The 23027-nt window shown below is 61.8% G+C and carries 19 protein-coding genes; 6 read left to right on the forward strand and 13 right to left on the reverse strand.

Annotation, left to right across the window (positions count from 1 at the left end):
- Nucleotides 1-90 precede the first annotated feature (90 nt).
- From fabF to gmk, 4 genes are all read left to right on the forward strand, one after another.
- Nucleotides 91-1353: a beta-ketoacyl-ACP synthase II gene (gene fabF, locus GR198_RS24250; RefSeq protein ID WP_164069713.1), complete on the forward strand. Its 1263-nt coding sequence runs from the start codon at nucleotides 91-93 to the stop codon at nucleotides 1351-1353.
- A gap of 183 nt (nucleotides 1354-1536) precedes the next feature.
- Nucleotides 1537-2754: an endolytic transglycosylase MltG gene (mltG, locus tag GR198_RS24255; protein ID WP_164069714.1), complete on the forward strand. Its 1218-nt coding sequence runs from the start codon at nucleotides 1537-1539 to the stop codon at nucleotides 2752-2754.
- Nucleotides 2755-2772: 18 nt separating this feature from the next.
- On the forward strand, nucleotides 2773-3660 hold the full coding sequence (locus tag GR198_RS24260) for a YicC/YloC family endoribonuclease (RefSeq protein ID WP_164069715.1): 888 nt from the start codon (nucleotides 2773-2775) through the stop codon (nucleotides 3658-3660).
- A gap of 3 nt (nucleotides 3661-3663) precedes the next feature.
- Nucleotides 3664-4326, forward strand: a complete 663-nt coding sequence (gene gmk, locus GR198_RS24265; protein WP_025393970.1) for a guanylate kinase — start codon at nucleotides 3664-3666, stop codon at nucleotides 4324-4326.
- Nucleotides 4327-4368: 42 nt separating this feature from the next.
- Here gmk and rsmA read toward each other — a convergent pair whose 3' ends face one another.
- The 7 genes from rsmA to GR198_RS24300 form a co-directional block, all read right to left on the reverse strand.
- A complete protein-coding gene (gene rsmA / locus GR198_RS24270) occupies nucleotides 4369-5196 on the reverse strand; it encodes a 16S rRNA (adenine(1518)-N(6)/adenine(1519)-N(6))-dimethyltransferase RsmA (protein ID WP_164054364.1) in 828 nt (275 codons plus the stop codon).
- Entirely contained in the window at nucleotides 5196-6224 is a 1029-nt protein-coding gene (gene pdxA, locus GR198_RS24275) for a 4-hydroxythreonine-4-phosphate dehydrogenase PdxA (RefSeq protein ID WP_163883204.1), read from the reverse strand. The genes rsmA and pdxA overlap by 1 nt, the downstream gene beginning before the upstream one ends.
- Before the next feature lie 6 nt (nucleotides 6225-6230).
- Complete coding sequence (locus GR198_RS24280) at nucleotides 6231-7175, reverse strand: peptidylprolyl isomerase (RefSeq protein ID WP_029872958.1); 945 nt, start codon at nucleotides 7173-7175, stop codon at nucleotides 6231-6233.
- Nucleotides 7176-7359: 184 nt separating this feature from the next.
- A complete protein-coding gene (locus GR198_RS24285; RefSeq protein WP_164069716.1) occupies nucleotides 7360-9687 on the reverse strand; it encodes an LPS-assembly protein LptD in 2328 nt (775 codons plus the stop codon).
- Nucleotides 9687-10775 carry an LPS export ABC transporter permease LptG gene (lptG, locus tag GR198_RS24290; protein WP_011651253.1) on the reverse strand — a complete coding sequence of 363 codons (1089 nt, stop codon included), beginning with the start codon at nucleotides 10773-10775 and terminating at the stop codon, nucleotides 9687-9689. The genes GR198_RS24285 and lptG overlap by 1 nt, the downstream gene beginning before the upstream one ends.
- Nucleotides 10772-11953 carry an LPS export ABC transporter permease LptF gene (lptF, locus tag GR198_RS24295; protein ID WP_164069717.1) on the reverse strand — a complete coding sequence of 394 codons (1182 nt, stop codon included), beginning with the start codon at nucleotides 11951-11953 and terminating at the stop codon, nucleotides 10772-10774. Before lptF ends, lptG begins: the two co-directional genes overlap by 4 nt.
- A 100-nt stretch (nucleotides 11954-12053) precedes the next feature.
- Nucleotides 12054-12827 (reverse strand): phosphatase PAP2 family protein, encoded by a 774-nt coding sequence (locus GR198_RS24300; protein ID WP_029872954.1) that lies wholly within the window; start codon nucleotides 12825-12827, stop codon nucleotides 12054-12056.
- A 145-nt stretch (nucleotides 12828-12972) separates the two neighbouring features.
- Between GR198_RS24300 and GR198_RS24305 the strand changes: the two genes are divergently transcribed.
- Entirely contained in the window at nucleotides 12973-14463 is a 1491-nt protein-coding gene (locus GR198_RS24305; protein WP_029872953.1) for a leucyl aminopeptidase, read from the forward strand.
- Nucleotides 14463-14912, forward strand: coding sequence for a DNA polymerase III subunit chi (locus tag GR198_RS24310; protein ID WP_029872952.1), 450 nt, complete (start codon nucleotides 14463-14465; stop codon nucleotides 14910-14912). Before GR198_RS24305 ends, GR198_RS24310 begins: the two co-directional genes overlap by 1 nt.
- Nucleotides 14913-15029: 117 nt before the next feature.
- Here GR198_RS24310 and GR198_RS24315 read toward each other — a convergent pair whose 3' ends face one another.
- The 6 genes from GR198_RS24315 to GR198_RS24340 all read right to left on the reverse strand — a co-directional run bounded on the left by GR198_RS24315 (nucleotide 15030) and on the right by GR198_RS24340 (nucleotide 22849).
- Nucleotides 15030-15533: a hypothetical protein gene (locus GR198_RS24315; protein WP_029872951.1), complete on the reverse strand. Its 504-nt coding sequence runs from the start codon at nucleotides 15531-15533 to the stop codon at nucleotides 15030-15032.
- Between the two features lie 72 nt (nucleotides 15534-15605).
- Complete coding sequence (locus GR198_RS24320) at nucleotides 15606-16532, reverse strand: Gfo/Idh/MocA family protein (RefSeq protein WP_029872950.1); 927 nt, start codon at nucleotides 16530-16532, stop codon at nucleotides 15606-15608.
- Between the two features lie 100 nt (nucleotides 16533-16632).
- Nucleotides 16633-18711, reverse strand: coding sequence for a prolyl oligopeptidase family serine peptidase (locus GR198_RS24325; RefSeq protein WP_280806294.1), 2079 nt, complete (start codon nucleotides 18709-18711; stop codon nucleotides 16633-16635).
- A 35-nt stretch (nucleotides 18712-18746) separates the two neighbouring features.
- Nucleotides 18747-19592 (reverse strand): polysaccharide deacetylase family protein, encoded by an 846-nt coding sequence (locus GR198_RS24330; RefSeq protein WP_029872948.1) that lies wholly within the window; start codon nucleotides 19590-19592, stop codon nucleotides 18747-18749.
- Between the two features lie 178 nt (nucleotides 19593-19770).
- The gene (locus tag GR198_RS24335; RefSeq protein WP_029872947.1) at nucleotides 19771-21654 is read right to left on the reverse strand and encodes an ABC-F family ATP-binding cassette domain-containing protein; all 1884 of its coding nucleotides are present in this window, start codon (nucleotides 21652-21654) and stop codon (nucleotides 19771-19773) included.
- 157 nt (nucleotides 21655-21811) lie between these two features.
- Entirely contained in the window at nucleotides 21812-22849 is a 1038-nt protein-coding gene (locus GR198_RS24340) for a GGDEF domain-containing protein (protein WP_029872946.1), read from the reverse strand.
- Nucleotides 22850-23027: the final 178 nt, after the last annotated feature.

The following is a 23027-nucleotide window of genomic DNA, read 5'->3' on the forward strand; positions in this document are numbered from 1 at the left end:
TGTGATTTCGAGAAAGGGCGGGCCTGGAGTCCGCCCTTTTCTTTTCGGCATATTTCTCCATAGAACATAAGAGACGGGGGAAAGCACGCGATGAGACGTGTCGTCATCACTGGTACCGGCATGGTATCACCCTTGGGATGCGGAACCGAGGTGACGTGGTCCCGGCTGCTTGCCGGTCAGAACGGCGCCCGCCTCGTTACCGAATTCGAGGTCGACGACCTTCCCGCCAAGATCGCCTGCCGTATTCCTATCGGTGACGGCACCGACGGCACCTTCAATGTCGATCAGTGGATGGAGCCGAAGGAGCAGCGCAAGGTCGATGCCTTCATCATCTACGGCATGGCCGCCGCCGACATGGCGCTTGCCGATGCCGGCTGGCATCCTGAAACCGATGAGGACCAGATCGCCACCGGCGTGCTGATCGGCTCCGGCATCGGCGGCATCGAAGGCATCGTCGAGGCGGGTTACACCCTCCGCGACAAAGGCCCGCGCCGCATCTCCCCCTTCTTCATTCCCGGCCGCCTGATCAACCTCGTCTCCGGCCAGGTCTCGATCCGCCACAAGCTGCGCGGACCCAATCATTCGGTCGTCACCGCCTGCTCGACGGGTGCGCATGCGATCGGCGATGCCGCGCGGCTGATCGCGCTGGGTGATGCCGACGTCATGGTCGCCGGCGGCACGGAATCGCCTGTCAGCCGCATTTCGCTTGCAGGTTTTGCCGCCTGCAAGGCGCTGTCGACCCAGCACAACGACGATCCGCAGAAGGCGTCACGTCCCTATGATCGCGACCGCGACGGCTTCGTCATGGGCGAAGGCGCCGGCATCGTCGTGCTCGAGGAACTGGAACACGCCAAGGCGCGCGGCGCCAGGATCTACGCCGAAATCGTCGGCTACGGCCTGTCGGGCGACGCCTATCACATCACCGCGCCCTCCGAAGACGGCGAGGGCGCCGGCCGCTGCATGGCGATGGCGCTGAAGCGCGCCGGGCTGACGCCGGCCGATATCGATTACATCAATGCACACGGTACCTCGACCATGGCCGACACGATCGAACTCGGCGCCGTCGAGCGGCTGGTCGGCAATGCGGCGTCGAAGATCTCCATGTCGTCGACCAAGTCGGCGACAGGACACCTTCTCGGTGCTGCAGGCGCCATCGAGGCGATCTTCACCACGCTCGCCATTCGCGACAATATCGCGCCGCCGACGCTCAATCTCGACAATCCCGAACGGGAGACGGCGATCGATCTTGTTCCGCACAAGGCGCGCGAGCGAGACATCAATGTGGCGCTGTCCAACTCGTTCGGATTCGGCGGCACGAACGCGTCGCTCGTACTGCGCCGTTACGCGCAATAAGAGTCCTGCAAGCGGTGTGAAGGGTCTTCCTTGCACCGCAAACCGGCCGTCCTCTACGTTGCGTAAGGGGGCGTGCGAAAGCATAACGACCGTCAGCGGCGTCGTTGAACGGCGGCAGAACCTGCTTTTGCCGCATTGCTTCGCGAAATAGCGAAGTGAGGGTCAAGTTTTAGAGGATTGCCGGTGAGCGATACGACGAACCAGAGCAACGATACCCAGTCGCAGAAGGGACCGATTATCCCGAAGTCGCCGAGCGAAGCCCTGCGTCCGGAGCGCGTTCCGGAGCCGCCGAAGCGGTCCAAGAAAGCCCGCGGCCAGGTCGTTCTTTTCCTGAACTTCATCATGACGATGGCGGTGCTGGTCTGCGTCGTCGCCGTCATCGGCTTCTACTATGCCACATCGACCTATCGGAACCCCGGTCCGCTGCAGACCAACACCAATTTCATCGTCCGCAGCGGCGCTGGTCTGACCGAAATCGCCTCGAACCTCGAGCGCAACGCGATCATCAGCGATGCCCGCATCTTCCGCTATCTCACGGCAACGCATCTTTCTGCCGGTGAGAGCCTGAAGGCAGGTGAATACGAGATCAAGGCGAGGGCCTCCATGAGGGATATCATGGAGCTGCTGAAATCGGGCAAGTCCATTCTTTATTCCGTTTCCTTCCCCGAGGGCCTGACGGTCCGCCAGATGTTCGACCGCATGCTGCAGGATACCGTGCTGGAAGGCGACTTGCCGGCGGCACTGCCGACCGAGGGCAGCCTGCGTCCGGATACCTACAAATTCTCGCGCGGCACCAAGCGCTCGGAAATCATCGAACAGATGGCGGCTGCGCAACAGAAGCTGGTCGATCAGATCTGGGACAAGCGTGACTCGTCGCTGCCGCTGCGATCCAAGGAGGAGTTCGTGACACTCGCCTCGATCGTCGAAAAGGAAACCGGCGTTCCCGACGAGCGTGCCCACGTCGCCTCCGTTTTCCTGAACCGGCTCGGCAAGGGCATGCGCCTGCAGTCCGACCCGACGATCATCTACGGCCTCTTCGGCGGCGAGGGTAAACCGGCCGACCGGCCGATCTACCAGTCGGACCTGAAGCGGGACACACCTTATAACACCTATGTCATCAAGGGTCTGCCGCCGACGCCGATCGCCAATCCCGGCAAGGATGCGCTGGAAGCCGTCGCCAATCCCTGGAAGACGCAGGATCTCTATTTCGTCGCCGACGGCACCGGTGGCCATGTTTTCTCTGCGACGCTCGAGGAGCACAATGCCAACGTCAAGCGCTGGCGCAAGCTCGAAGCCGACAAGGGTTCGGACCCGAACATCGCAGTCGACGGCCAGCCGGAAGAGCAGCCGGCGGATAGTGGCGCGACCGTCGCGCCGCCGAAGAAAAAGAAGATCAACTGAGACTTTCGGGAGGCACGCATGGCTTTGCAGTCCATGACCGGTTTTGCGCGGCGCGAGGGAACGAGCGGCCGCTGGCGCTGGGCATGGGAACTGCGCTCGGTCAACGGCAAGGGCCTCGACCTGCGCCTGCGCCTGCCGCCCGGTCTCGAACGCATGGAGGCAGAGGTCCGCCGCCTCGCCGGAGAAAGCTTCAGCCGCGGCAACCTGCAGGCATCGCTATCCGTCAGCGCCGACGAGAACCGTTTCGAGGCGGTGCTGAACAAGGAGGCTCTTGCCGCCGTGCTGGCCATGCGCGAGCAACTGGACGGTGTCATCGATCCGGCGCCGCTGAAGCTCGATACGCTGCTTCTGGTGCGCGGCATCGTCGAATTCCGCGAAAGCGAGGATGGCGAGGAGGCGCTTGCCGCCCGTGACGCCGATATCGCTGCCGGCCTGCTGGCCGCGCTTGCCGATCTGAGAGCAATGCGCGAACAGGAAGGGTCGGCGCTGGCCCGCATTCTTCACGACCACGTCACGACGATCGAAGGCCTGACACGTACGATCGAGGGCGATCCATCGCGCTCGCCGCAGGAGATCGCCGCGCGGCTGGCCGCGCAGGTCGCATTGTTGATGGACGGCATGGCCGCGCTCGACCGCGACAGGCTGCATGCCGAAGCCGCGCTGTTGGCGACCAAAGCGGATCTGCGCGAGGAAATCGATCGTCTGAAGGCTCATATCGCCGCAGCGCGCGATCTCCTGGTGAAAGGTGGACCCGCCGGGCGCCGACTGGACTTCCTTGCACAGGAATTTAACCGCGAATCGAATACCATCTGCTCGAAGTCGAATGCCTCGGCGGTCACCGCCGCCGGCATCGAGCTGAAAGTCGTGATCGACCAGTTCCGCGAGCAGGTCCAGAATTTGGAGTAAGACATGAAACCGGCGAAATCCTCGCCCGTGCAGATCGCCCGCCGCGGTCTGATGCTTGTCATCTCGTCGCCATCAGGCGCCGGCAAGTCCACCATCGCGCGCACGCTGCTGGAGACCGACAGGCAAATCGGCCTTTCCGTCAGCGTCACCACGCGCCAGCGCCGTCCGAGCGAAGTCGAGGATGTGCATTACCACTTCAAGAGTGTGCGCGAGTTCGAGCGGCTGCGCGATAGCGACGCGCTGCTCGAATGGGCCGAGGTGCATGGCAATTTCTACGGCACGCCGCGCGAGCCGGTCGAGCAGGCCATGGCCGAAGGCCGCGACATGCTCTTCGACATTGATTGGCAGGGCGCCCAGCAATTGCAGGAGAAGATGTCGGCCGATGTCGTCTCGATCTTCGTGCTGCCGCCGACCATGACCGAGCTCCAGTCGCGGCTGCATCGCCGTGCCGAGGATTCCGAGGAGGTCATCCAGACGCGCCTCGCCAACAGCCGCGCCGAGATCGCCCACTGGCGCGAATACGACTATGTCATCGTCAATGACGATCTCAACGCCGCCCTCGACGCCGTCCAATCGATCGTCAAGGCCGAACGCCTGCGCCGCGACCGCCGCCATGGCATGTTCGACTTCGTCCGCGAGTTGCTGGAAGAGACGCCGTCACTTTAGAGCAATGTGTGGGAAAGCCGCTTCGGACGTTGCAGGAGTTGCCTAAAGGCTGTTTGCGAGAAGGCAGAATTCCTCGACGGACAAGGTTTCCGCCCGACGCGCCGGATCGATCCCGGCCTTGACGAGCAGGCTCTCGCCACCGAGCGGTTTCAGGCTTTGGCGCAGCATCTTGCGGCGCTGACCGAAGGCCGCCTGCGTCACCTTTTCCAGATTGCCGACAGCGCAGGGGATCGGGTTTTCGCGGGGGGTCAGTTGCACGACCGTCGACGTCACCTTCGGCGGCGGCGTGAAGGCCTGCGGCGGCACGTCGAAGGCCATACGTGCCTCCGTCCGCCAGCCGCAGAGCACGCCGAGACGGCCGTAATGATCGTCGTCTTCGTTGGCGACGATACGCTCGCCGACTTCCTTCTGAAACATCAGCGTCAGCGACTGCCAGAACGGCGGCCAGGCTTTCGGCAGCAGCCAGTTGACCAGCAACTGCGTGCCGACATTGTAGGGCAGGTTGGCAATGATCTTGATCGGACCTTCCGGCGCCAATGTCTCGAAATCTGTCTTCAGCGCATCGCCTTCGATCACCTCCAGCCGGCCGGGATAATGATCGGCGATCTCGGCAAGCGCCGGCAGGCAGCGTGTATCGCGCTCGATGGCGATAACTTTCCTGGCGCCGAGCGCCAGGATCGCCCGCGTCAGCCCGCCGGGGCCGGGGCCGACCTCGAAAACGGTCGCATCTTTCAGCGCTCCCGCCGTGCGGGCGATCTTCTGCGTGAGGTTGAGGTCGAGCAGGAAGTTCTGCCCGAGCGCCTTGCGTGCATCGAGGCCGTGACGTTGGATGACGTCGCGAAGCGGCGGCAGGCCATCGAGTGCTGCCATCAGCGGCGGCTTTCCGCGCTGCGGCCGAGCTGGGCGGCGAGCTTCAGCGCCGCAACGAGGCTGTGCTCGCGCGCCAGTCCCTTGCCGGCAATGCCGAAAGCGGTGCCGTGATCCGGCGAGGTGCGTACGAAGGGAAGCCCAAGCGTCACGTTGACGCTGTCGTCGAAACCAAGTGCCTTGGCCGGGATCAGCGCCTGATCGTGATACATGCAGATGGCAACGTCGTATCGCGCCCGCGCCTCGTCATGAAACATGGTATCGGCGGGCAGGGGGCCGATCGCATCGATGCCCTCGTCGCGCAGGCGCTCGATCGCCGGACGGATGACGTCCTCGTCCTCCGTGCCGATCGCCCCGCCTTCGCCCGCATGCGGGTTGAGGCCGGCAACGGCGAGCCGCGGCGCCTCGATGCCGAAGCGCTGCCTCAGATCTTCATGTGCGATCCTGCAGGTTTCCGTGATCAGTTCGCCCGTCAGCGCCTGCGGTACGTCGCGGACCGGAATATGGATGGTGACGGGAATGGCCCGGAGCTTCGGTCCGGACAGCATCATGACAGGTGTCACCGGCCGGCCGGTCGCCCTGGCGGCGAGATCGGCGAGAAATTCGGTATGGCCGGGAAACCGGAAACCCGCCTCGTAAAGCACGGCCTTGGCGATCGGATTGGTAACGACGGCGAGCGCCTCGCCGTCAATGACAAGCGACACGGCTTTCTCGATCGACGCGATCGTGCCTTTCGCCGTTGCCGCATGCGGTTCGCCGGCCACGACCTCTATGCCGGCCGATATGGTCATGACGGGCAGCGCATCGGCAAACATGCCGGCGGCCTTGCTGGCTTCATCGGTCTCGCGGATCGAGACCGCCAGATTGAGCTGGCGGGCTCGCAACGCCAGAACGTCGGGATCGCCGATCAGGAAGAAAGGCGGCAGCCCGAGTTCTCGCCGCCTCAGCCAGGCCATCAGAGTAATATCCGGCCCGATACCGGCGGGGTCGCCCTGGCTCAGCGCAAGCGGTCGCGAAAACGGTATCGCCATTGTCGGTCAGCGATAGGCGATCTGCGCCTTTTTGCGCAGTTCATCCAGGTATTTCTTGCTGTTTTCGTTTTCCGGGCTGGCATCCTTGCCGGCCTTGGACTTGTCGAGATCTTCCTGGCGGAAGACCATTTCGGCGGCCTGGTCGTCGGAGACCTGCCGCTGGCTGCAGATTGCCAGATATTCGACGCCCTTGTCGGTGACGCGGGTCCCTGTCGTGTTGCCCTTGGCCTGCTCGACCAGCGGCTTCCAATCCGGCGGGATTTCGGGGGCGAGCAGGCGGCCGAGATCGCGCACGGAAACGTCGCGCATCGTCGCAGCAAACACCTTTGCCTGATCGCAGCCCGGGAATTTGGAGCGCGACGCCTCGGCCTCGCCCTTGCGCTTGCCGGTGATGGCGCCGCGCTTGGCTTGCGGAATGACGAAGATGATCTGCTGCAGCATATATTCCGTCGTCACCGGCTTCTGCTTGTTGTTCTGCATCATGCGCGAGACGAGATCATAGTTCGACAGCCGCGAGGTGGAGCCGTAGCGGGCGTTGACGACACGCGGCCAGCTCATCTGCACGGCGATGAAACCCTTGAAATGATCGACGCCGACGCCGGCGCGATCGAGGATCTGCGACATCTGCTCGGGGGAAAGCTTGTTGCCGCTCGAAAAGCGCGCGAAGGACGCATCGACGTCCTGCTGCGAAACCGACATACGGACGCGGGTGACTTCCTGCCGCTTGAGCGCCTCATCGATCAGTTGCTCCTCGGCGGTCTTGGCATCGGCCTTCGTATGCTGCAGGCGCAGGAAGGCCTGGCGCTTGGCGACGTCGCCGCTGGTGATCGCGGTGCCGTTCACCACGGCCTTGACTTCACTGGCCGCAAGCGCTGGAGCGGCAAGGCCTGTCAGCAATGCAAGCGCTGCCCCGGCGAGGAACTTGGTTATGGCTTTTTTCGCGTCAATCATCTGTTGACCTCCCGATAGCGCCGCGAGACGTTGTTCGCGGCGTTCTTACCACAGTGCGAGACACGCTGAAATCGCTTCCATCACGGCGCGAAACCCCTATGCCTCAGATACCGACTGGCGGCAATGTCCTGCACAGGCTTACGGCGAAAGAATGGCTTCAGGCCATGTTTGCGCCGATCGCCCGTCATTCGAGGGTGTCGGAACCGATCTTGATGTCGCCGAGCGTGCGGAAGGTCAGCCGTGCGCCGATCGTCCAGTCGCTTCCCGACTCGTCGTCGGAATCTCTGCTGTCCGTATAGGCGATCGTGAAGATCGTGCATTCGTCGTCATAAGACAGGCCGATCGTCCGCCGACTGATCACATCATTGTTCAGATCCCAGGCAATGCCGCCGAAAATCGACCAGTAATCCTTGAACTTGACGGTGCTGTTGGTCTGGATCTCGTCATTGTCCTCGGCGAAGCCATATTCCGGCTGGGCGCTGAGATGAGTGTAGGTCAGCTGCGTCGAGAAGGTGTCGTTCTGGTAGGCCGTCGTCAGGTCACCGCGGCGGAATTCGAAATCTTTTTCGTCGAGCCGGTAGGAGGCTGCGACGGAAACGCCGTACGGTGTTTCGACACCGCCAAGGCCGACATAATCGGAGCGATCGGTTTCGAGGCCCGAATCCGCGCCGACATTGACGAGGTCATCGGTCGCAAACGAGTTTTGGCCGGCGATCTGATAGGATTGGCCGAAGATGCCGTGCAGCTTGTAACCGCTGTCGAATGTACCGGTGTACTGAACGCCGACATTGGCGCGGGTACCGCCTTCGACCCGGTCGTAGCCCGAGAATTTGTCGCGGTCGAACAGCGAGGTGGCATCGAAGACGAAGCTTTGCGCATCCTCGTTCGGCAGGCGGCCTGCCAGTTGCTCGTCGGGGCGGGCATAGATCTGTGCGATCGGCTCGAGGATATGGGTGCTATTGTCAGTCGTCATCAGGATTGGATAACGCATCTCCAGCCCGGCTGTGAACATCGAGCGGGTGGCGGAATTGCCGTCGACATAGTTGCCGGTGTAGCCGGTCGGATCGTCCATGTTCAGCGCGAAGGCATCGCCGCGCGCGGCCAGCAGCGGCGTGATCACCAGGCCGGTCGGCGTGACGTAGGTCCGCTTCCATTGCAGCTCGGCAGTCAGCCGCGAAGTCTGACCCTTCAGGCCGCGGAAACGGTCGAAGCCGTCGACGGTATAGAAGTCATCATGTGTGCGCGAAATATTCGTCAGGTTGACATCCGCCGAAAGCTCGCCGCCGGCAAGCGGCTGCGGCGCCACATAGTGATAGTCGAGCGACGGATAGACGATCGCCTGCTGCTTTTCAGCGGTATTCGTCCGATCGGCATCCTGGATGTCGAAATAGAACGCCCGCATGTCGAAATAATTGCGTTTCCCGAGCCCTGTCAGGTAGATCTGGTTGGTACGATCCGTACCGGTCAGGCCCCGCAGCTTATACGTTTTCGAGAAATTGTTGTCGCTCTGCATCATGACGTCCCAGCCGAACGTCCAGCGCGGATTGATGCGGAATTCGGCCTTCGAAGCCACCATGCCACGTTGCTCGGCTTCGGCATCGCTGGTGCCGGAGCTGAAGTTGCCCGGTTTTGCCTGGTCGATGCCGGCGACGCGCAGAATATGCGTGCCATTTTCGAAGCGTTGGCGAAATTCGCCTTCGATGAGGAAACCCTGGGCGGTGTAGCCCGTGGCGGTGACCGTCGCGTCCATGCTCGGCGAGATCACATAGTAATAAGGAACGGAAAGACCGAAGCCGAGATTCTGCGACAGGCTCATCGTCGGAAACAGAAAGCCGGACTTGCGTTTCACCGTATTGTCGGGAACTTCGATGAACGGCAGGAAGGCGATCGGATGGCCGAGCAACTCGAAGCGCGCTCTCTCCAGACGGATCGTATGCGTCTCGCCGTTCTGGATCACTCGCTGGGCCTTGACCTGCCAGAAGGGCGCGCGCTTCGGATCTTCGGCGCAGGGAAGGCAGGCCGTGTAGACGCCCTTGTTGAGAATCATCATCGTGCCGCCGACGCGCTCGCCGCTTTCGGCGACGATGCGGGTATTGTCGGCGGTCTCGATGCGCAACGAGTTCAGGAACCCGTCGGCAAAATTGTCGGTCACGTCGAGGTTGTCGGCATAGATACGGTTGCCGTCCGGGCTGACCAACTCGACATTGCCAAGCGCCATCATCCGGCCAGTCTTCTGATTGTACTCGACCTTCTGCGCGACCATTTTATAGCCGCCATAATTGATCTGCACGCCGCCGACCGCCGACACCAGATCGGCGTCACGGTTATAGACCAGTTCATTGGCCGAAAGCAGGAGCTTGGCTCCTTCCGGAATGTTTTTCCCGATATCTTGAGCGGACGTGTTGGCCTGGCCGTAGGAGGCTGGGACACTGCCGAAATAGGAACATAGAGTCGCGCCGACAAGCAGGGCAACCAGCTGATTACTAAAATACTTGCGGTCGCCTGCCGCCACTAGCCGTCCTCCTGATGAAGCAGAATAGTCGCACCCAAGGCCAGCGCGACGACCACCGGTATCCACGTCGCCACGAAGGGGGGCACGACTCCACTGCTTCCGAATGCCTTTACAAGCACGGTGATGACATAAAGCATGAAGCCCGAAAGGATGCCACCCAGAATCACGGAGCGGGATTGGTTGAACCGGCTAAATTTTAGGGACACTGTTGCGGCTATGAAAGTCATGGCCACCAGCAGCAATGGCTGGGACAACAGGGAGTTGAATTGCGTCTCCAGCGCCTTGGTCGAGATACCGAAGGATTTGGCTGCCGCAATCCGGTTGGAAAGGTCAAAGAAACCAATTGTTTCCGGCGCTGTCAGCCGCTCCTGGACGAAGTCCTGTTTCAGATTGGTGCGAAGTTGAACCGAAGCTTTACGCACGGGGATTTCGCCAGGCTTGCGCTCGACAACGGTGTTAAGTTGCCAGTAACCATCTTCCAACTTTGCCGTGGCGGCGTCCTGTCTCAGAATGACCTGACCGCTTGAATCGAAATGGATCAGCACCGCATCGATCAGCTTGGTTCCGTTCTCCTGGACCGTCTGGGCGCCGATGATGACATCGTCCCGGCCGCTGATCTGGCGCAGCCACGGAATCTGCGGCGCCTTGCGCAGAACTGCGTTCTCGCCGCGCCAGTCGGATTCGACCAGCAGCGCCTGGCGCTGTCCCCAGGCGGCAAGCGGGTTCAGCGCCGCCATCGTCAGCAGGCCGAGCGCCAGCGAGCCGGCGATGAAGGGGAACATGAACTGCCAGACCGAAATGCCGGCGGCGCGCGTGACGACGAGTTCATATTTGCGGTTGAGGCCGATCAGCACCGTCATGCCGACGAACAGCGCGATGAACGGCACCGTCTGCTGCAGGATGAGCGGCAGGCGCACGGCGGTCATCAAGACGCCGCCGCCGATCGTGTAGCCGGGAAGGCCGGACATGCGGCCCGCCGTCTCGCTGAAATCGAGGAGGAAAGAAATCGCCGAGACGCCGATCAGGAACCAGCCCGTCGTCACCAGATAGCGGCGAAAGAAATAACGCGACAATGTCCCGAACATCATTGGGCAGTGCCCCCGCCGGTCCTGCCGGTTGCGGCAAGCAGCCTTTCCTGCATCCGTCTCCAGAAAGACGAAATCCGGTCGCGGATGAACGAAGGCATGACCAGTCGTTTGTGCAGGCCGAGGAAGACGATCGAGACGATGCTGCTGACGATTGGGATGGCATAGAGGACGGCGATATATTCAGGATCGGTATCGATCTGATTGGCCGCGTAGAAGGCAGCCCATCGCATCGAGAAGGCATAGGCGAGCGCGCTCACCATCGGATGCAGCCGCGCTTCGCGGTGCGAGCGCGCATCGCCGGCGATCGCCAGTGAAAACAGGGCAAAGACGACAGGCAGTATCCAGTCGGTCAGCCGCCGATGCAGTTCGGCGCGGTAGCTTTGCGGACGGATCGTATAGTCCTTGTCGGCCGGATCCGGATTGAACAGGAACCACAGGTCACGGTCGCTGGCGCGCAGCGTCGCCTGACCGCGATTCTCCGTCATGTCCGAGAGGTCGAAGGAATAGGAATCGAAATTGATGACCGAGACGTTGCCGTCGGGCGTTTTGCGGTGCACTTCGCCTTGATGCATGATCAGCGTCGTGCCCGTGTCGTCGACGGCGCCTTCCTTCGCATAATAGATCAGTTCGTAGGCCGGGTCGCGTTCGTCGGCGACGAAAAGGCCCTTCAGCATGCGGCCCGCCATCCGCTGCGAGATCTGTACATAGAGGCCTTCATCGAGCTTGCGGAAGGTCTTTTCCTCGATCACCGAAGAGAGGAGGTCAGCATAGGTCTCGGCGATCATCTGGCGCACGACGGTCTTTGCGCGCGGCTCGACGACGTTGTCGACGAAGAAGGAAAAGACGCTGATGACGGCGGCAAGCAGCAGGATGGGGCGGATCAGCACGCTGCGCCGAGCGCCGGCCGCGTCGATGACGGTGAGCTCGGAATCATTGTTCATCGTCGTCAGCGTCTGGGTGATCGCGATAACGAGGGCAAAGGGCAGCACGACGGGAATGATCGACGGCAGGATCATCGTCGCCAGCTTGGCGAACGAGCCGATCGACTGGCCGCTGTCGGTGACCAGATTGATGCGCTGCAGAACCTGAGTCGTCCAAATGATCGCCAGAACGGGCAGGAGCGCCACGAGAAACATCTGGCCGACGCGCCGCAATATGTATGTCTCGAGTAGTTTCATGCCTGCCCTTGAAAGCACCTGCACGCCCAAACGGCCTTGCAGGAGAATCCCTCTACGCTCTTTGTCGCGCTTTTGCGACAAGCTGGTGTCAAAAATTCATTCAAATTTCAGAATTTTTTTGATGCTGTTGCGACTCAGTTAACGCCAGCAATGCGGCGAAGACGACAAGCGAGGAAAGCCATCCAAGAACGACGTCGGAAAGGTAGTGCGCGCCGAAGGATAGCCGCATCGCCGGGGTGAGGATAGAGATCGCCGCCAGGGGTGCCGCCACCGCATAACGCAGGGATTTCGGAACGAAGAGCAGAAGGCAGAAGAGCCAGCCGGCACTCGCTGCCTCGCCGGAGACGAACGAGCAGTTCGAAACGCATTTTCCTGCAAGCGAACCTGCCTCGACGAAATGCAGCGCACCGCCGAAAATGTCCGTCTGTATCGGTCGCGGCCGGCCCCAATGTTCCTTCAGGACGACATTGACGAGCAGCACCGGCCCGATCAGCAGCGTTCCGAGCGCGACTTTGAGCTTTTGCGCGCGCTCGGCGTTGAAGGTCGCGCCATGCTGCTGGTAACATTCGACGAGTTTCCACAGCATCACGATCGCGACAACATAGGGCAGGCGGAAGAAGACGGTGCGCAGCAGGTCGAAGGCCGCGACGTCGCGATAGGGAAAGCCGCCGCAGATGCTCCCGGCAGCAGCAGTCGCGTCGCAATCTGCGCCCACGAAAAAAAGCTGGGAAAAATAGATGTCTATTCCGGGAAAGGCGCGGAAGACGGCAAGCAGCGCCCACCACATCCAAAACAGCAGCATGAATGCACCGAAAGTCGTTTTCGGCAGGCGGATTGCCAGGCCCCGCCATCGATTTTTCGAAAAAACTGTCAACGCGAATATCTACGAAACTGACGAAAACATGAAGGCCGTGATGGCCGCGGGCGACCATAACAATTGTCGCAAGCCATTGACAGACCCGCCAAACGCGAAATTATCCGCGAGGGACGGATTTCAAAGAATCCCCAGCGGAGAAGACATGTCAGTAAAGTTGGAAATTTCATTCTCGAAGTCGGCAAAGCTCAATGGCGGCCTGGCGATCCTGTTGAAGACTGTGGAGGCCGACAGCGCTGCCGGCGCCGATACGGTCGACCCGGCAGGTGTGATCGCCAAGGCTGCGAGGATCGCCCGATTCTCCGCGAAATCCCTGAGCGGGCTCGATATTGTCGCCCCGGAAGGCGCGCCCGTCGAGCGCATCGTCGTCATCGGGCTGGGCAAGGCTGCTGAACTCACCGCCCATGACTGGCTGAAGGCCGGCGGTGCTGCGGCCTCGAGAATCAAGAACACCGACAAGGCCGCCGTCTTCATCGATGTGCCCGGGCTCGAGACCAGCGCCCGGGCAGCTGCCGATTTCGCGCTCGGCATGCTGCTGCGCGCCTATAGCTTCGATACCTACAAGACGAAGAAAGGCGACGAGGAAGAAAAACCGGCGAAATCAGTCAAGGTGACGATCGTCACCGCCGATCCGGGTGGTGCCAAGAAGGCGTTTTCCGATTCCGAAGCGATTGCCGGTGGTGTCAACCTTGCCCGTGACCTCGTCAACGAACCGCCGAACGTGCTCGGCCCCGTCGAGTTCGCCGCCAAGGCGAAGGAGCTGGAAAAGCTCGGCGTCGAAGTGGAAATCCTGACGGAGCGCGAAATGCGCCGCCTCGGCATGGGTGCCCTTCTCGGCGTCGCCCAGGGCTCCGTACGTCCGCCGCGCCTGGCGGTCATGCAGTGGAAGGGCGGCAAGGGCAAGGATCGTCCCGTTGCCTTCATCGGCAAGGGTGTCGTCTTCGATACCGGCGGCATTTCGATCAAGCCGGCCGCCGGCATGGAAGACATGAAGGGCGATATGGGCGGTGCGGCCGCCGTCACCGGCCTCATGCATGTGCTCGCCTCCCGCAAGGCCGCCGTCAACGCGGTCGGCATCATCGGCCTGGTGGAGAACATGCCTGACGGTAACGCCCAGCGTCCTGGTGATATCGTCACGTCGATGTCCGGCCAGACGATCGAGGTGATCAACACCGATGCCGAGGGTCGCCTCGTGCTCTGCGATGCGCTCTGGTACTGCAACGACCGCTTCAAGCCGCAGTTCATGATCAATCTCGCCACGCTGACCGGGGCGATCATCGTGGCGCTCGGCAATGTGCATGCCGGCCTGTTCTCCAATGACGACCAGCTTTCCGCCCAACTGACGGCAGCCGGTCTTTCGAGCAACGAAAAACTCTGGCGCATGCCGCTCGGCAGGGATTACGACAAGCTGATCGACAGCAAGTTCGCCGATATGAAGAACACCGGCGGCCGACAGGCCGGCTCGATCACGGCCGCGCATTTCCTCAAGCGCTTCGTGCAGGACACGCCCTGGGCGCATCTCGATATTGCCGGCACGGCGATGGGCTCGCCGCAGGACGAGATCAATCAATCCTGGGGTTCCGGCTTCGGCGTGCGCCTGCTCGACGAACTCGTTCGCGCCCATTATGAATCCTGATGACGGACGTTCTCTTCTATCATCTGACCGAATCCAGGCTGGAGGACGCGCTTCCGCCGCTCATCGACAAAAGCGTCGAGCGCGGCTGGCGCGTTGCCGTCCAGACGCGCGAGTTGGCGCGGCGTGATGCTCTCGATCAGCATCTTTGGACTTTCCGCGAGGAGAGCTTCCTGCCGCACGGCACCGACGAGGCGGATTTCGCCGAAAGCCAGCCGGTGCTTTTGACGGTGACGCCGGACAATGCCAATGCGGCGACCGTGCGTTTCATCGTCGACGGCGCCGAGCCGCCGCCGGCCGATGCCTATGAGCGCATCGTCTTCATGTTCGACGGTCACGACCAGGAGCAACTGGACACCGCCCGTGCGCAGTGGAAGAAGCTGAAAGGCGAGGGGCATAACCTCACCTATTGGCAGCAGACTCCGGAAGGGCGGTGGGAGAAGAAGGCCTGAGCGTTCGTCAGGACGCTACAGCGCCGCGCGTCTTTTCGAGAGCCGCAAAGGACGCTGTAACACTTTGAATTGCGGCATGAAGCCGTCCAGCTTCGCTCTCCCGGCCGGCGAGCGCCGCTACCGTTTCGAATCTTTGTCCTCGTCGAGGTTCGTCAGGATATTGAGGGGTACGATCCCGCCAGCACTTTCCGACGCGTCGAGCGCCTCGACTGCCAAAACATGCTTTCCATTCGGACTGACCAAAGCGAATGCCCACGCCTTGTCGGCAAAGGTGCTGACCGGCATTTCCGCCCAGCCGGCTTGATGCACAAGGCGTTCGGCATAATAGACCTTGATGGTCTGCGGGTCGGTGGTGCTGGCGAGATTGCGCGCCAGGATACGCATGGACTTCTCTCCGAACCGCCCTTCCAGTTGGCCCAGCACCTTGCGGGTGGCCTGCCAATCCTGGGCCTGGGTCGCCGATCCGAAGGAATATTCCTCGGATCGGGAAACGCCCGGTGGATCAGGCGGCATGACGGCCTCTTCGCCCGAACATGCCGCAAGGCCGAGAAGCGGCACCACGAGGATGCCAATTTTCAACACGCGGGAAAATCGGCCCTTGCGGCCAATTTTATTGCTCATGAGCGGCTGCCCCCGAACACGATTGCCATAGGCCGGCAAATCTTGCCGGTTTCTATGACGTTATTGCGACGCTCAGTCGTGGAATGCGTCGACGAATTTCCGCTTGCCGAGCATGAAGGCATCGGCGACGTGGCGCAGCGGCGCGAGATCGACATCCGATTTGCCGGCCTTGATGATTTCGGCAAAGCGACGGTAGAGCGAGGGATATTCCTGCTCCGGCTCGGCGAAGCTGAGCGCGCCGTCGACGAAAAGCTTGGCGCCGCCCTCAGCGAGCACCATCTGGCCGGCTGCCGTCTCCGCAACGATGTCCCAGCTCTGCTTGCCGGTCTGGCGCCAGTCGAATTCGGCGTGAACCGGCAGGCCGTCCGCATTGCGGAAGTGAATGTCGGCCGCGATCGGCGCATCGCGATTCTCGGGAAATTCGAGCACGGCCTCGGTGATGAAGATCGGCCGCGGCAGGATATGGGTGACGATCGACAGCGCGTTGATGCCGGGATCGAAAACGCCGAGGCCGCCGGCCTGCCAGATCCATTCCTGGTTCGGATGCCAATGGCGGACATCCTCCTTCCAGATCACATGCACGCTTTTGATCGTCGTCGAGGCAAGAAACGCCTTGGCCGCCTCGACGCCCGGGGCGTAGCGCGAATGCCAGCTCGCAAAGAGCGACGCACCCTGCTTGTTCGCCAGCGCTTCGAGATCGGCCACTTCGCTGAGCGTCGCGCCGGGCGGCTTTTCCAGGAAGACGTGCTTGCCGGCGACGAGCGCCTTATAGGCTGCCTCGTAGCGATATTGCGGCGGCATGCAGAGCGAAACGGCATCGATCGAGGGCTCGGCGTCGAGCATCGCCTCGATCGTCGTATAACTCTTGACGCCTTCGACCGTGCCGTGGCGGCTTGCCGTGGCGACGAGTTCGAAATCCGGGTTCTTGGCGACGGAGGGAAGGTGCTGGTCGCGGACGATCTTGCCGACGCCGACGATGGCGAGGTTGATAGGAGACATGGTGTTTCGCTCGAGCCTGTATGAAAAGTATGATTTATTGACCTGTTTGTATTCAGAAAGAGGCGCGCCGACAAGCTCTCCTCCTCCATTCTATCGCATCCTAGCGCATGATGGTTTGGCGAAGGAAGCTGTAACCCATCGCCGCGCGGGCGGCGCGCTCTTCGGAATTGCCGTCGCCGCCATGCCCACCGGAGCCGAATTCATGGAAGAGCGGCCGGTGTCCTTCTTCCTCCAGCCGTGCGGCAAAGCGGCGCGCATGCGAGGGATGCACGCGGTCGTCATTGGCGGAGCTTTCGATGTAGATCGGCGGATAGCTGACCTTGGTCGCCGGCCCGACATTGTGAAGCGGCGAATAACCGAGCATGAAATCCCGGTCCACCGGCGTCTCCGGATCGCCATATTCGTCCATCCAGGCTTGCCCTGCGGTAAACAGGTGGAAGCGTGTCATGTCGAGAACCGGCACCTGGCACCAGACGGCGCCGAAATCGTCGGGATAGCGCGTCAGCATCACGCCGGTCAGCAGACCGCCATTGCTGCCGCCCTGGCAGGCGATCCGCGACGGCACGGTATAGCCGCGGGCGACGAGATCGCGCGCGATGGCGACGAAATCGGCAAACGCCCGGTCTCGCCCCTGTCGCTTGGCGCTGCGGTACCAGTCGGGCCCGAATTCGCCGCCGCCGCGGATATAGGCCTGCACATAGGCGCCGCCTTGTTCCAGCCAGCGTCCTGTCACGCCGGAATAGCTTGGCGACAACGGGACATCGAAGCCGCCATAACCGTAAAGCAGCACCGGCAGCGCCCCTTTGGTCCACTGCTTCGGCAGGACAAGCCGGTAGGTAACCCTCGTTCCGTCCTCGGAAACAGCCTCCAGCAGTTCGGATGACATATCGGTCGCATCGAAATAGCTCGGCGCCGCAGCGACGAAAATCGGCTCGGCCTCTCTGCTGCGATCCGACAGCTCGAGGCGGTAACAGACGGGAGGCTGCAGGAAGCCCTGGCCGACGATGTGGAGCGTATCGTCGCCAAGATGCAGATCCGCATGGAGCGGCCTGAAGTGAGCCGTCTGCATATCCGCCGGCAGTGCGATCTCGCGCTGCTCGGCATCGGGCCTTGTCAGGTCCAGCACCATGAGACGCGGACGCAGCCGATCGGAGATGATGAAGACACACCACTCCTGCATCAGCATCATCTGCGCGATGGACTGGCCCTCGCCAGGCTGAAACAGGATCCGTTCCTGCCCGAGCAGGGCCGTCTCCGAGGCGGGATCGAAGCGTTGCAGGACGAGGCTGCCGGTCGCAACGCGTTCATCGGTCTTTGCCCGCCAAAGGCAATGATCATGATTGAACTGGAAATCGGCTTCCTTAGGCAGATCGATGCGCCGCTGTGTGCCGTCGTTGGCGATCAGGAATGCGCTCGCGACGCCGATCTCGTGGGCGGCGACGAAAATATCGATCAGTCCGCGATCCGCCGAAGCGCCCGATAGGGCAGGGTCGATGACGAGATTGAAGCCGTAGACGTCCTCGTCTGCTGCTTCGAACATGACGGCGGCATCTTCCGGCCGCTGCCCGCGCTTCAATCGCCGTCCGACGCGCGGCCATCCGGAGCGGGTCGCCGAAAATCTGTCGATGGAACCGAAATAGCAGATTTCATCGCGGCTCAGCCAGGTGGCATGCGATCGTGCGGCCGGTGTATCGAAGCCGCCCTCGACGACCTGTTTCCGCTCGGCGTCGAATTCGAGCAGCCGGAGAAGGTCGGAGCCGCCGTCCGAAAGCGTGAGCAGCACCCGCGTCGGCTCCCATGGGCAGGTAACGGCGCCGCGCCAATTCCAGCGCTTGCCTTCCCTGACGCAGAAGGCGTCGAGATCGAAGACCGGCTCCCAGGCGGCGTCGGGCAGTGGCTCCTGGTCTGCCGGCAGGCGGAGCCAGATGCCGAGAGGATTGTCCTTGCTCTGCCGGAAATCGAACAACCACTCGCCTCGGCGCATCGGAACGATCAGCCTGTCCTGCCGCTCGATCAGCGCCTTGATCGCGTCGCGATCCCTCTCGAATTCAGGTGTTCTCAGTGCCGCGTCGGAAACCCGATTGTGCTCGTCGATGAACTGGCGGGTGCGCGGATCGTCGTCCGTTTCGAGATGAAGGTTCATATCCGACCTGCTGGCTTCCGTTGACGTCGGACAGATCTAGGCAGCCGGTCCCGACTTGGCAACCCGCAGCCTTAACGGATCGTCACGAGATCGGCCGAGGCGACGACGGTGTTCGGTACCTCGGTCTTCTTGAATTTCAGCGTTACGACCTTGTAGCCTTCGGCTTCGAGCCGCGAGAGCAGGCTCGGCAGCATCGCCACCGTGCGTTTGTGGATGTCGTGCATCAGGATGATGCCGCGGCCGCGCTTGTGTAAGAGGTTCATCGTCCGCTGCATCGCGGAAACCCGCGTCGCGGTGAAATAGTCTTTGCTGTCGATGTCGACATCCATGACCACCATGTCGCGCATGGCGATCGCGGCGCGCAGCCTGTTGCTCTCGGCAAGATAGGGGAAGCGGAAGAAGGAGACATCGGTTCCCGTCGCTTTGGTCACCGCCAATTCGCCCTTGATCACCTCGGCCATTGCCGCGTCGAAACTCAGCGAACTCAAATTGGCGTGGTCATAGGTGTGGCTGCCGATCGTGTTGCCGTCCTGGGCGACCTTGCGGGCGAGTGCCGGATGCCTCTCGGCCATTTCGCCGACCATCATGAAGGCGCCCTTGACGCCGAATTGGTCGAGGATTGCCAGCACCTTGTCGGTCCGGCCAGGGATCGGGCCATCGTCGAAGCTCAGGATCACTTCCTTGTCCTGCAGCTTGAGATCGGAAAGCGAGGAAACCTCCAGCGTCCGCCCGGCCAGATGATGCGGCCCGGCAAGGCGCGGCGTCGCATCGTCGCCGGTATAGGCAAGCGCCCGTCCCTCGGGCGCGATCACCGAGGAGGTCTTGATCGAAGTATCGGGAGCGGCTTGTCTGGTAGTGCTGCAGGCGGAGAGGGTGGCCGTGAGGGCCATGCAGGACAGAAGGAAAAAACGATACATGGAAAGGGCTCAACAAATCGGTAACGAATGTTGAGACAACCTTTCGGATTATGGTTAACGAACGGTTGATAATGGCCGAAATCGCGTTGATGCGCGGCACTTCGCCACGCTTTCGATAGAGTATGATGCCGAAAAGTGTGAGCGGTTTTCGGGCGACATCCTGTTCTAAGGTCTGTGGCTATCCCGCCATCGCTTCTTCGTATTCGGCCGACAGCATCAGCCAATCTTCCTCGGCGGCAGCGAGTTTTGCCGCGGCCTCGCCGCGTTGCTTTGCCTTCTCGGCGGCCTTGGCGGGCGTCTTCTCGTAAAGGGCCGGATCCGCAAGTTCCGCGTCAAGCGCCTGAATCTGTTTCTCCAGCTTCGCCGTCAAGGATTCGATTTCGTTGATCTTTTTCCTGAGCGGCGTCAGCGAGGCGCGACGTTCGGCATTGAGCTTGCGCTGGTCGGCCTTCGACGTCGTGTCTTCAATTAGCTGCGGTTTTTCTTCTTTTTTTTTACCTGATGTGACGATGAGGTCGCGGTACTCGTCCATATCGCCTTCGAAGGTCGTAACCGTACCGCCATTGACCAGCCACAGCCGATCGACCGTCGCCTCGATCAGGTGACGATCGTGCGAGATCAGGATGACGGCGCCTTCGTAGTCGTTCAGCGCCTCGATCAGCGCGCGTCGGCTATCGATGTCGAGGTGGTTGGTCGGCTCGTCGAGGATCAGCAGATTGGGCGCATTGAAGGCGGCAAGCCCCATCAACAGGCGGGCTTTTTCGCCGCCGGAAAGATCCTTGGCGGCCGTCGCCATCTTCTCGGTCGCAAGCCCCATCTGGGCGACGCGGGCGCGCACCTTGGCTTCCGGCGCGCCCGGCATCAGTCGGCGCACATGCTCCACCGGCGATTGCTCGGGGATGAGGTCGTCGAGTTGGTGCTGCGCGAAGAAGCCGATCTTCAGGCTCGGCGCGATCTTCACTTCACCGCTCTCCGGCGCCAGACGGCCGGAGATGAATTTGGCGAAGGTCGATTTGCCGTTGCCGTTCGAGCCGAGCAGGGCGATGCGGTCGTCATTGTCGATGCGCAGATTGAGGTTTTTCAGGATCGGATTGCCGGGCTCGTAGCCGACGGCGCCGCTCTGGATCGCGACGATCGGCGAAGCCGGCTGCTTTTCCGGCTCAGGAAAAGTGATCGGCTGTACGTGGTCCTCGATCACCGCGGCGACCGTTCCCATGCGCTCCAGCGCCTTGACGCGCGATTGTGCCTGCCGGGCCTTGGAAGCCTTGGCCTTGAAGCGATCGATGAAGCCCTGCAGATGTTTGCGTGCCGCGTCGTTCTTGGCCTTGGCCTTGGTCTGCAACTCGTCGGCTTCCGCTTTCTGCCGCTCGAACTGGTCGTAACCGCCGCGATAGAAGGTCAGCTTCTTCTGGTCGAGATGGACGATCGCATTGACCGCGTTGTTCAGGAGGTCGCGATCGTGGCTGATGATGATGACGGTGTGCGGATAGCGGCGGACATAGTCTTCCAGCCACAGCGTGCCTTCGAGGTCGAGATAGTTGGTCGGCTCGTCGAGCAGAAGCAGATCCGGCTCGGAAAACAGCACGGCGGCAAGGGCAACGCGCATGCGCCAGCCGCCGGAGAAGGAGGAGGCGGGGCGGGCCTGCGCCTCCTTGTCGAAGCCGAGGCCGGCAAGAATGCTCGCCGCGCGCGCTTCGGCCGAATGCGCGTCGATATCGACAAGGCGCATCTGGATCTCGGCGATGCGGTGCGGATCGGTTGCCGTTTCCGCCTCGGCAACGAGGGCGGTGCGTTCCTTGTCCGCGGCAAGCACGATCTCGATCAGGGCGTCCTCGGTCGCCGGCGCTTCCTGCGCCACCTGGCCGATGCGTGCGGCCTTCGGGATCGACACCGTTCCGCTCTCCGAGCCGAGATCGCCGGTGATGACACGAAAAAGCGTGGACTTGCCGGCGCCGTTGCGCCCGACGAGCCCTGCCTTCGTGCCTGAAGGCAGCGAAACGCTGGCATTGTCGAGAAGAAGGCGCCCGGCGATGCGGGCGGAAATATCGGTGAGCGTGATCATGGCCGGCGTTTTGGCCGAAAGCGCTCGCCAAGGCAAGAGCGCTTATCCCCGCGCCAAGCTTGCTTGTGCGCTGACAAGCCTGCTTATCCCCGGGACAAGCTTTGTTTATTCCACCGCAAGCCTGCTTGTCCCGCGGCAAACTTGCTTGTCCGCCGCCTCAGCGGCCGAAAGCCTGCACCGGCAGTCGGGGGTTCGACTGCGCGGCGAGAAGCGCCACGCGGGCATTGGCCTGCAATTGTCCCGGCGTTGCCGCGTCGGTGCTGAGCGCCACGCCGATCGAGATGGTGAGCCTGCCGCGATCGGTCTTGTCGGATGTCGCGAAGACCAGATTGTCCTCGACGGAGGCGCGCAGGCGGTCGGCGATAGCAATTGCATCCTGCATGCCGACATTGGAAAACAACAGGGCGAATTCGTCACCCTCGGTGCGGGCAATGAAATCGTTTTTCTTGATCGACTTTTGGAGGAGTCCGGCGAGCTTCTTCAGGAGCTTGTTGCCTGCCTGCGTGCCATATTTGTCGTTGAGATCGGTGAAATTGTCGATATCGACCATGATCAGCGCGCTGCCGGCGGCACCTTCTTCCCGCTCGTAGAGGTCGGCGATCGTCCGGTTCAGCGCAATGCGGTTCGGAAGTCCGGTGATCCTGTCGGCGATCGCAGCCGATTGCATCGCCGAAATGCCGCGCTCCAGCGTTTCCAGCGTCTTGATATCGTCCTGCAGCTTCGCGCCGATTTCCATCTCGGCTGCAAGAACGGTCGAAAGCGAGGCAGTGAGGTAGTCGATCTCGCTGAGGAAGGCGGCAAGGCTTTGATCGTCATGGCCGGACACGGATTTCAGGATCGTGCCGCAGGCGCGCGCAAAGGTATTCTTGTGCTTCAGCCCTTCGGCAAGCCTTTCCGCCACGTCGCGCAGCATCCGGCTCGCCTCGTTTCGGGATGTCTCGCCCGCCAGCCCGCAATGGCCGACGAGGCGGTATTTCAGGCCGAGTTCGTCGAGCATCGGTTGCTGCGGATGGGACCCGAGTGCCGCGATATCCTGCGCAAGCCCGGCATTGAGCCCGACGATCGCCTCGTGAAAGAGTTCGTAATTGCGCGGGAGTGCCGCGACGTTCAGGCGCGCCATATGCTGGGCGATCTTCTGAATATCCACCATCGGCGCGGCGCGCGGCACCAATGCGTTTGCGCTTGCATTCTGCATGACGATCCCTCGCAGCCCGGCCTCATCTCTCACATCCGCTATGCGCGCAAGCTTTTAAGAGAGGCTGAATTTTCAACGGGAAGCCCGGGATTCGCGGGTGGAACCGGCAAAGGCGGTTAATTCAGTCTTGATGGCCGGAACATGATACCGAAAATTGTGAGTGGTCATCATATTATAG

This window comes from Rhizobium leguminosarum (genome assembly GCF_010668065.1).
Classification (GTDB): Bacteria; Pseudomonadota; Alphaproteobacteria; order Rhizobiales; family Rhizobiaceae; genus Rhizobium; species Rhizobium leguminosarum_S.

Excerpts from the sequence above, each read along its gene's own strand:
- GR198_RS24335 (WP_029872947.1), bottom strand. The coding sequence starts at position 21,654 with ATGATCACGCTCACCGATATTTCCGCCCGCATCGCCGGGCGCCTTCTT.
- GR198_RS24340 (WP_029872946.1), bottom strand. The coding sequence starts at position 22,849 with ATGCAGAATGCAAGCGCAAACGCATTGGTGCCGCGCGCCGCGCCGATG.
- gmk (WP_025393970.1), top strand. The coding sequence starts at position 3,664 with ATGAAACCGGCGAAATCCTCGCCCGTGCAGATCGCCCGCCGCGGTCTG.
- GR198_RS24320 (WP_029872950.1), bottom strand. The coding sequence starts at position 16,532 with ATGTCTCCTATCAACCTCGCCATCGTCGGCGTCGGCAAGATCGTCCGC.
- lptF (WP_164069717.1), bottom strand. The coding sequence starts at position 11,953 with ATGAAACTACTCGAGACATACATATTGCGGCGCGTCGGCCAGATGTTT.
- GR198_RS24260 (WP_164069715.1), top strand. The coding sequence starts at position 2,773 with ATGGCTTTGCAGTCCATGACCGGTTTTGCGCGGCGCGAGGGAACGAGC.
- pdxA (WP_163883204.1), bottom strand. The coding sequence starts at position 6,224 with ATGGCGATACCGTTTTCGCGACCGCTTGCGCTGAGCCAGGGCGACCCC.
- rsmA (WP_164054364.1), bottom strand. The coding sequence starts at position 5,196 with ATGGCAGCACTCGATGGCCTGCCGCCGCTTCGCGACGTCATCCAACGT.
- fabF (WP_164069713.1), top strand. The coding sequence starts at position 91 with ATGAGACGTGTCGTCATCACTGGTACCGGCATGGTATCACCCTTGGGA.
- lptG (WP_011651253.1), bottom strand. The coding sequence starts at position 10,775 with ATGATGTTCGGGACATTGTCGCGTTATTTCTTTCGCCGCTATCTGGTG.
- GR198_RS24315 (WP_029872951.1), bottom strand. The coding sequence starts at position 15,533 with ATGAGCAATAAAATTGGCCGCAAGGGCCGATTTTCCCGCGTGTTGAAA.
- GR198_RS24310 (WP_029872952.1), top strand. The coding sequence starts at position 14,463 with ATGACGGACGTTCTCTTCTATCATCTGACCGAATCCAGGCTGGAGGAC.
- GR198_RS24330 (WP_029872948.1), bottom strand. The coding sequence starts at position 19,592 with ATGTATCGTTTTTTCCTTCTGTCCTGCATGGCCCTCACGGCCACCCTC.
- GR198_RS24280 (WP_029872958.1), bottom strand. The coding sequence starts at position 7,175 with ATGATTGACGCGAAAAAAGCCATAACCAAGTTCCTCGCCGGGGCAGCG.
- GR198_RS24305 (WP_029872953.1), top strand. The coding sequence starts at position 12,973 with ATGTCAGTAAAGTTGGAAATTTCATTCTCGAAGTCGGCAAAGCTCAAT.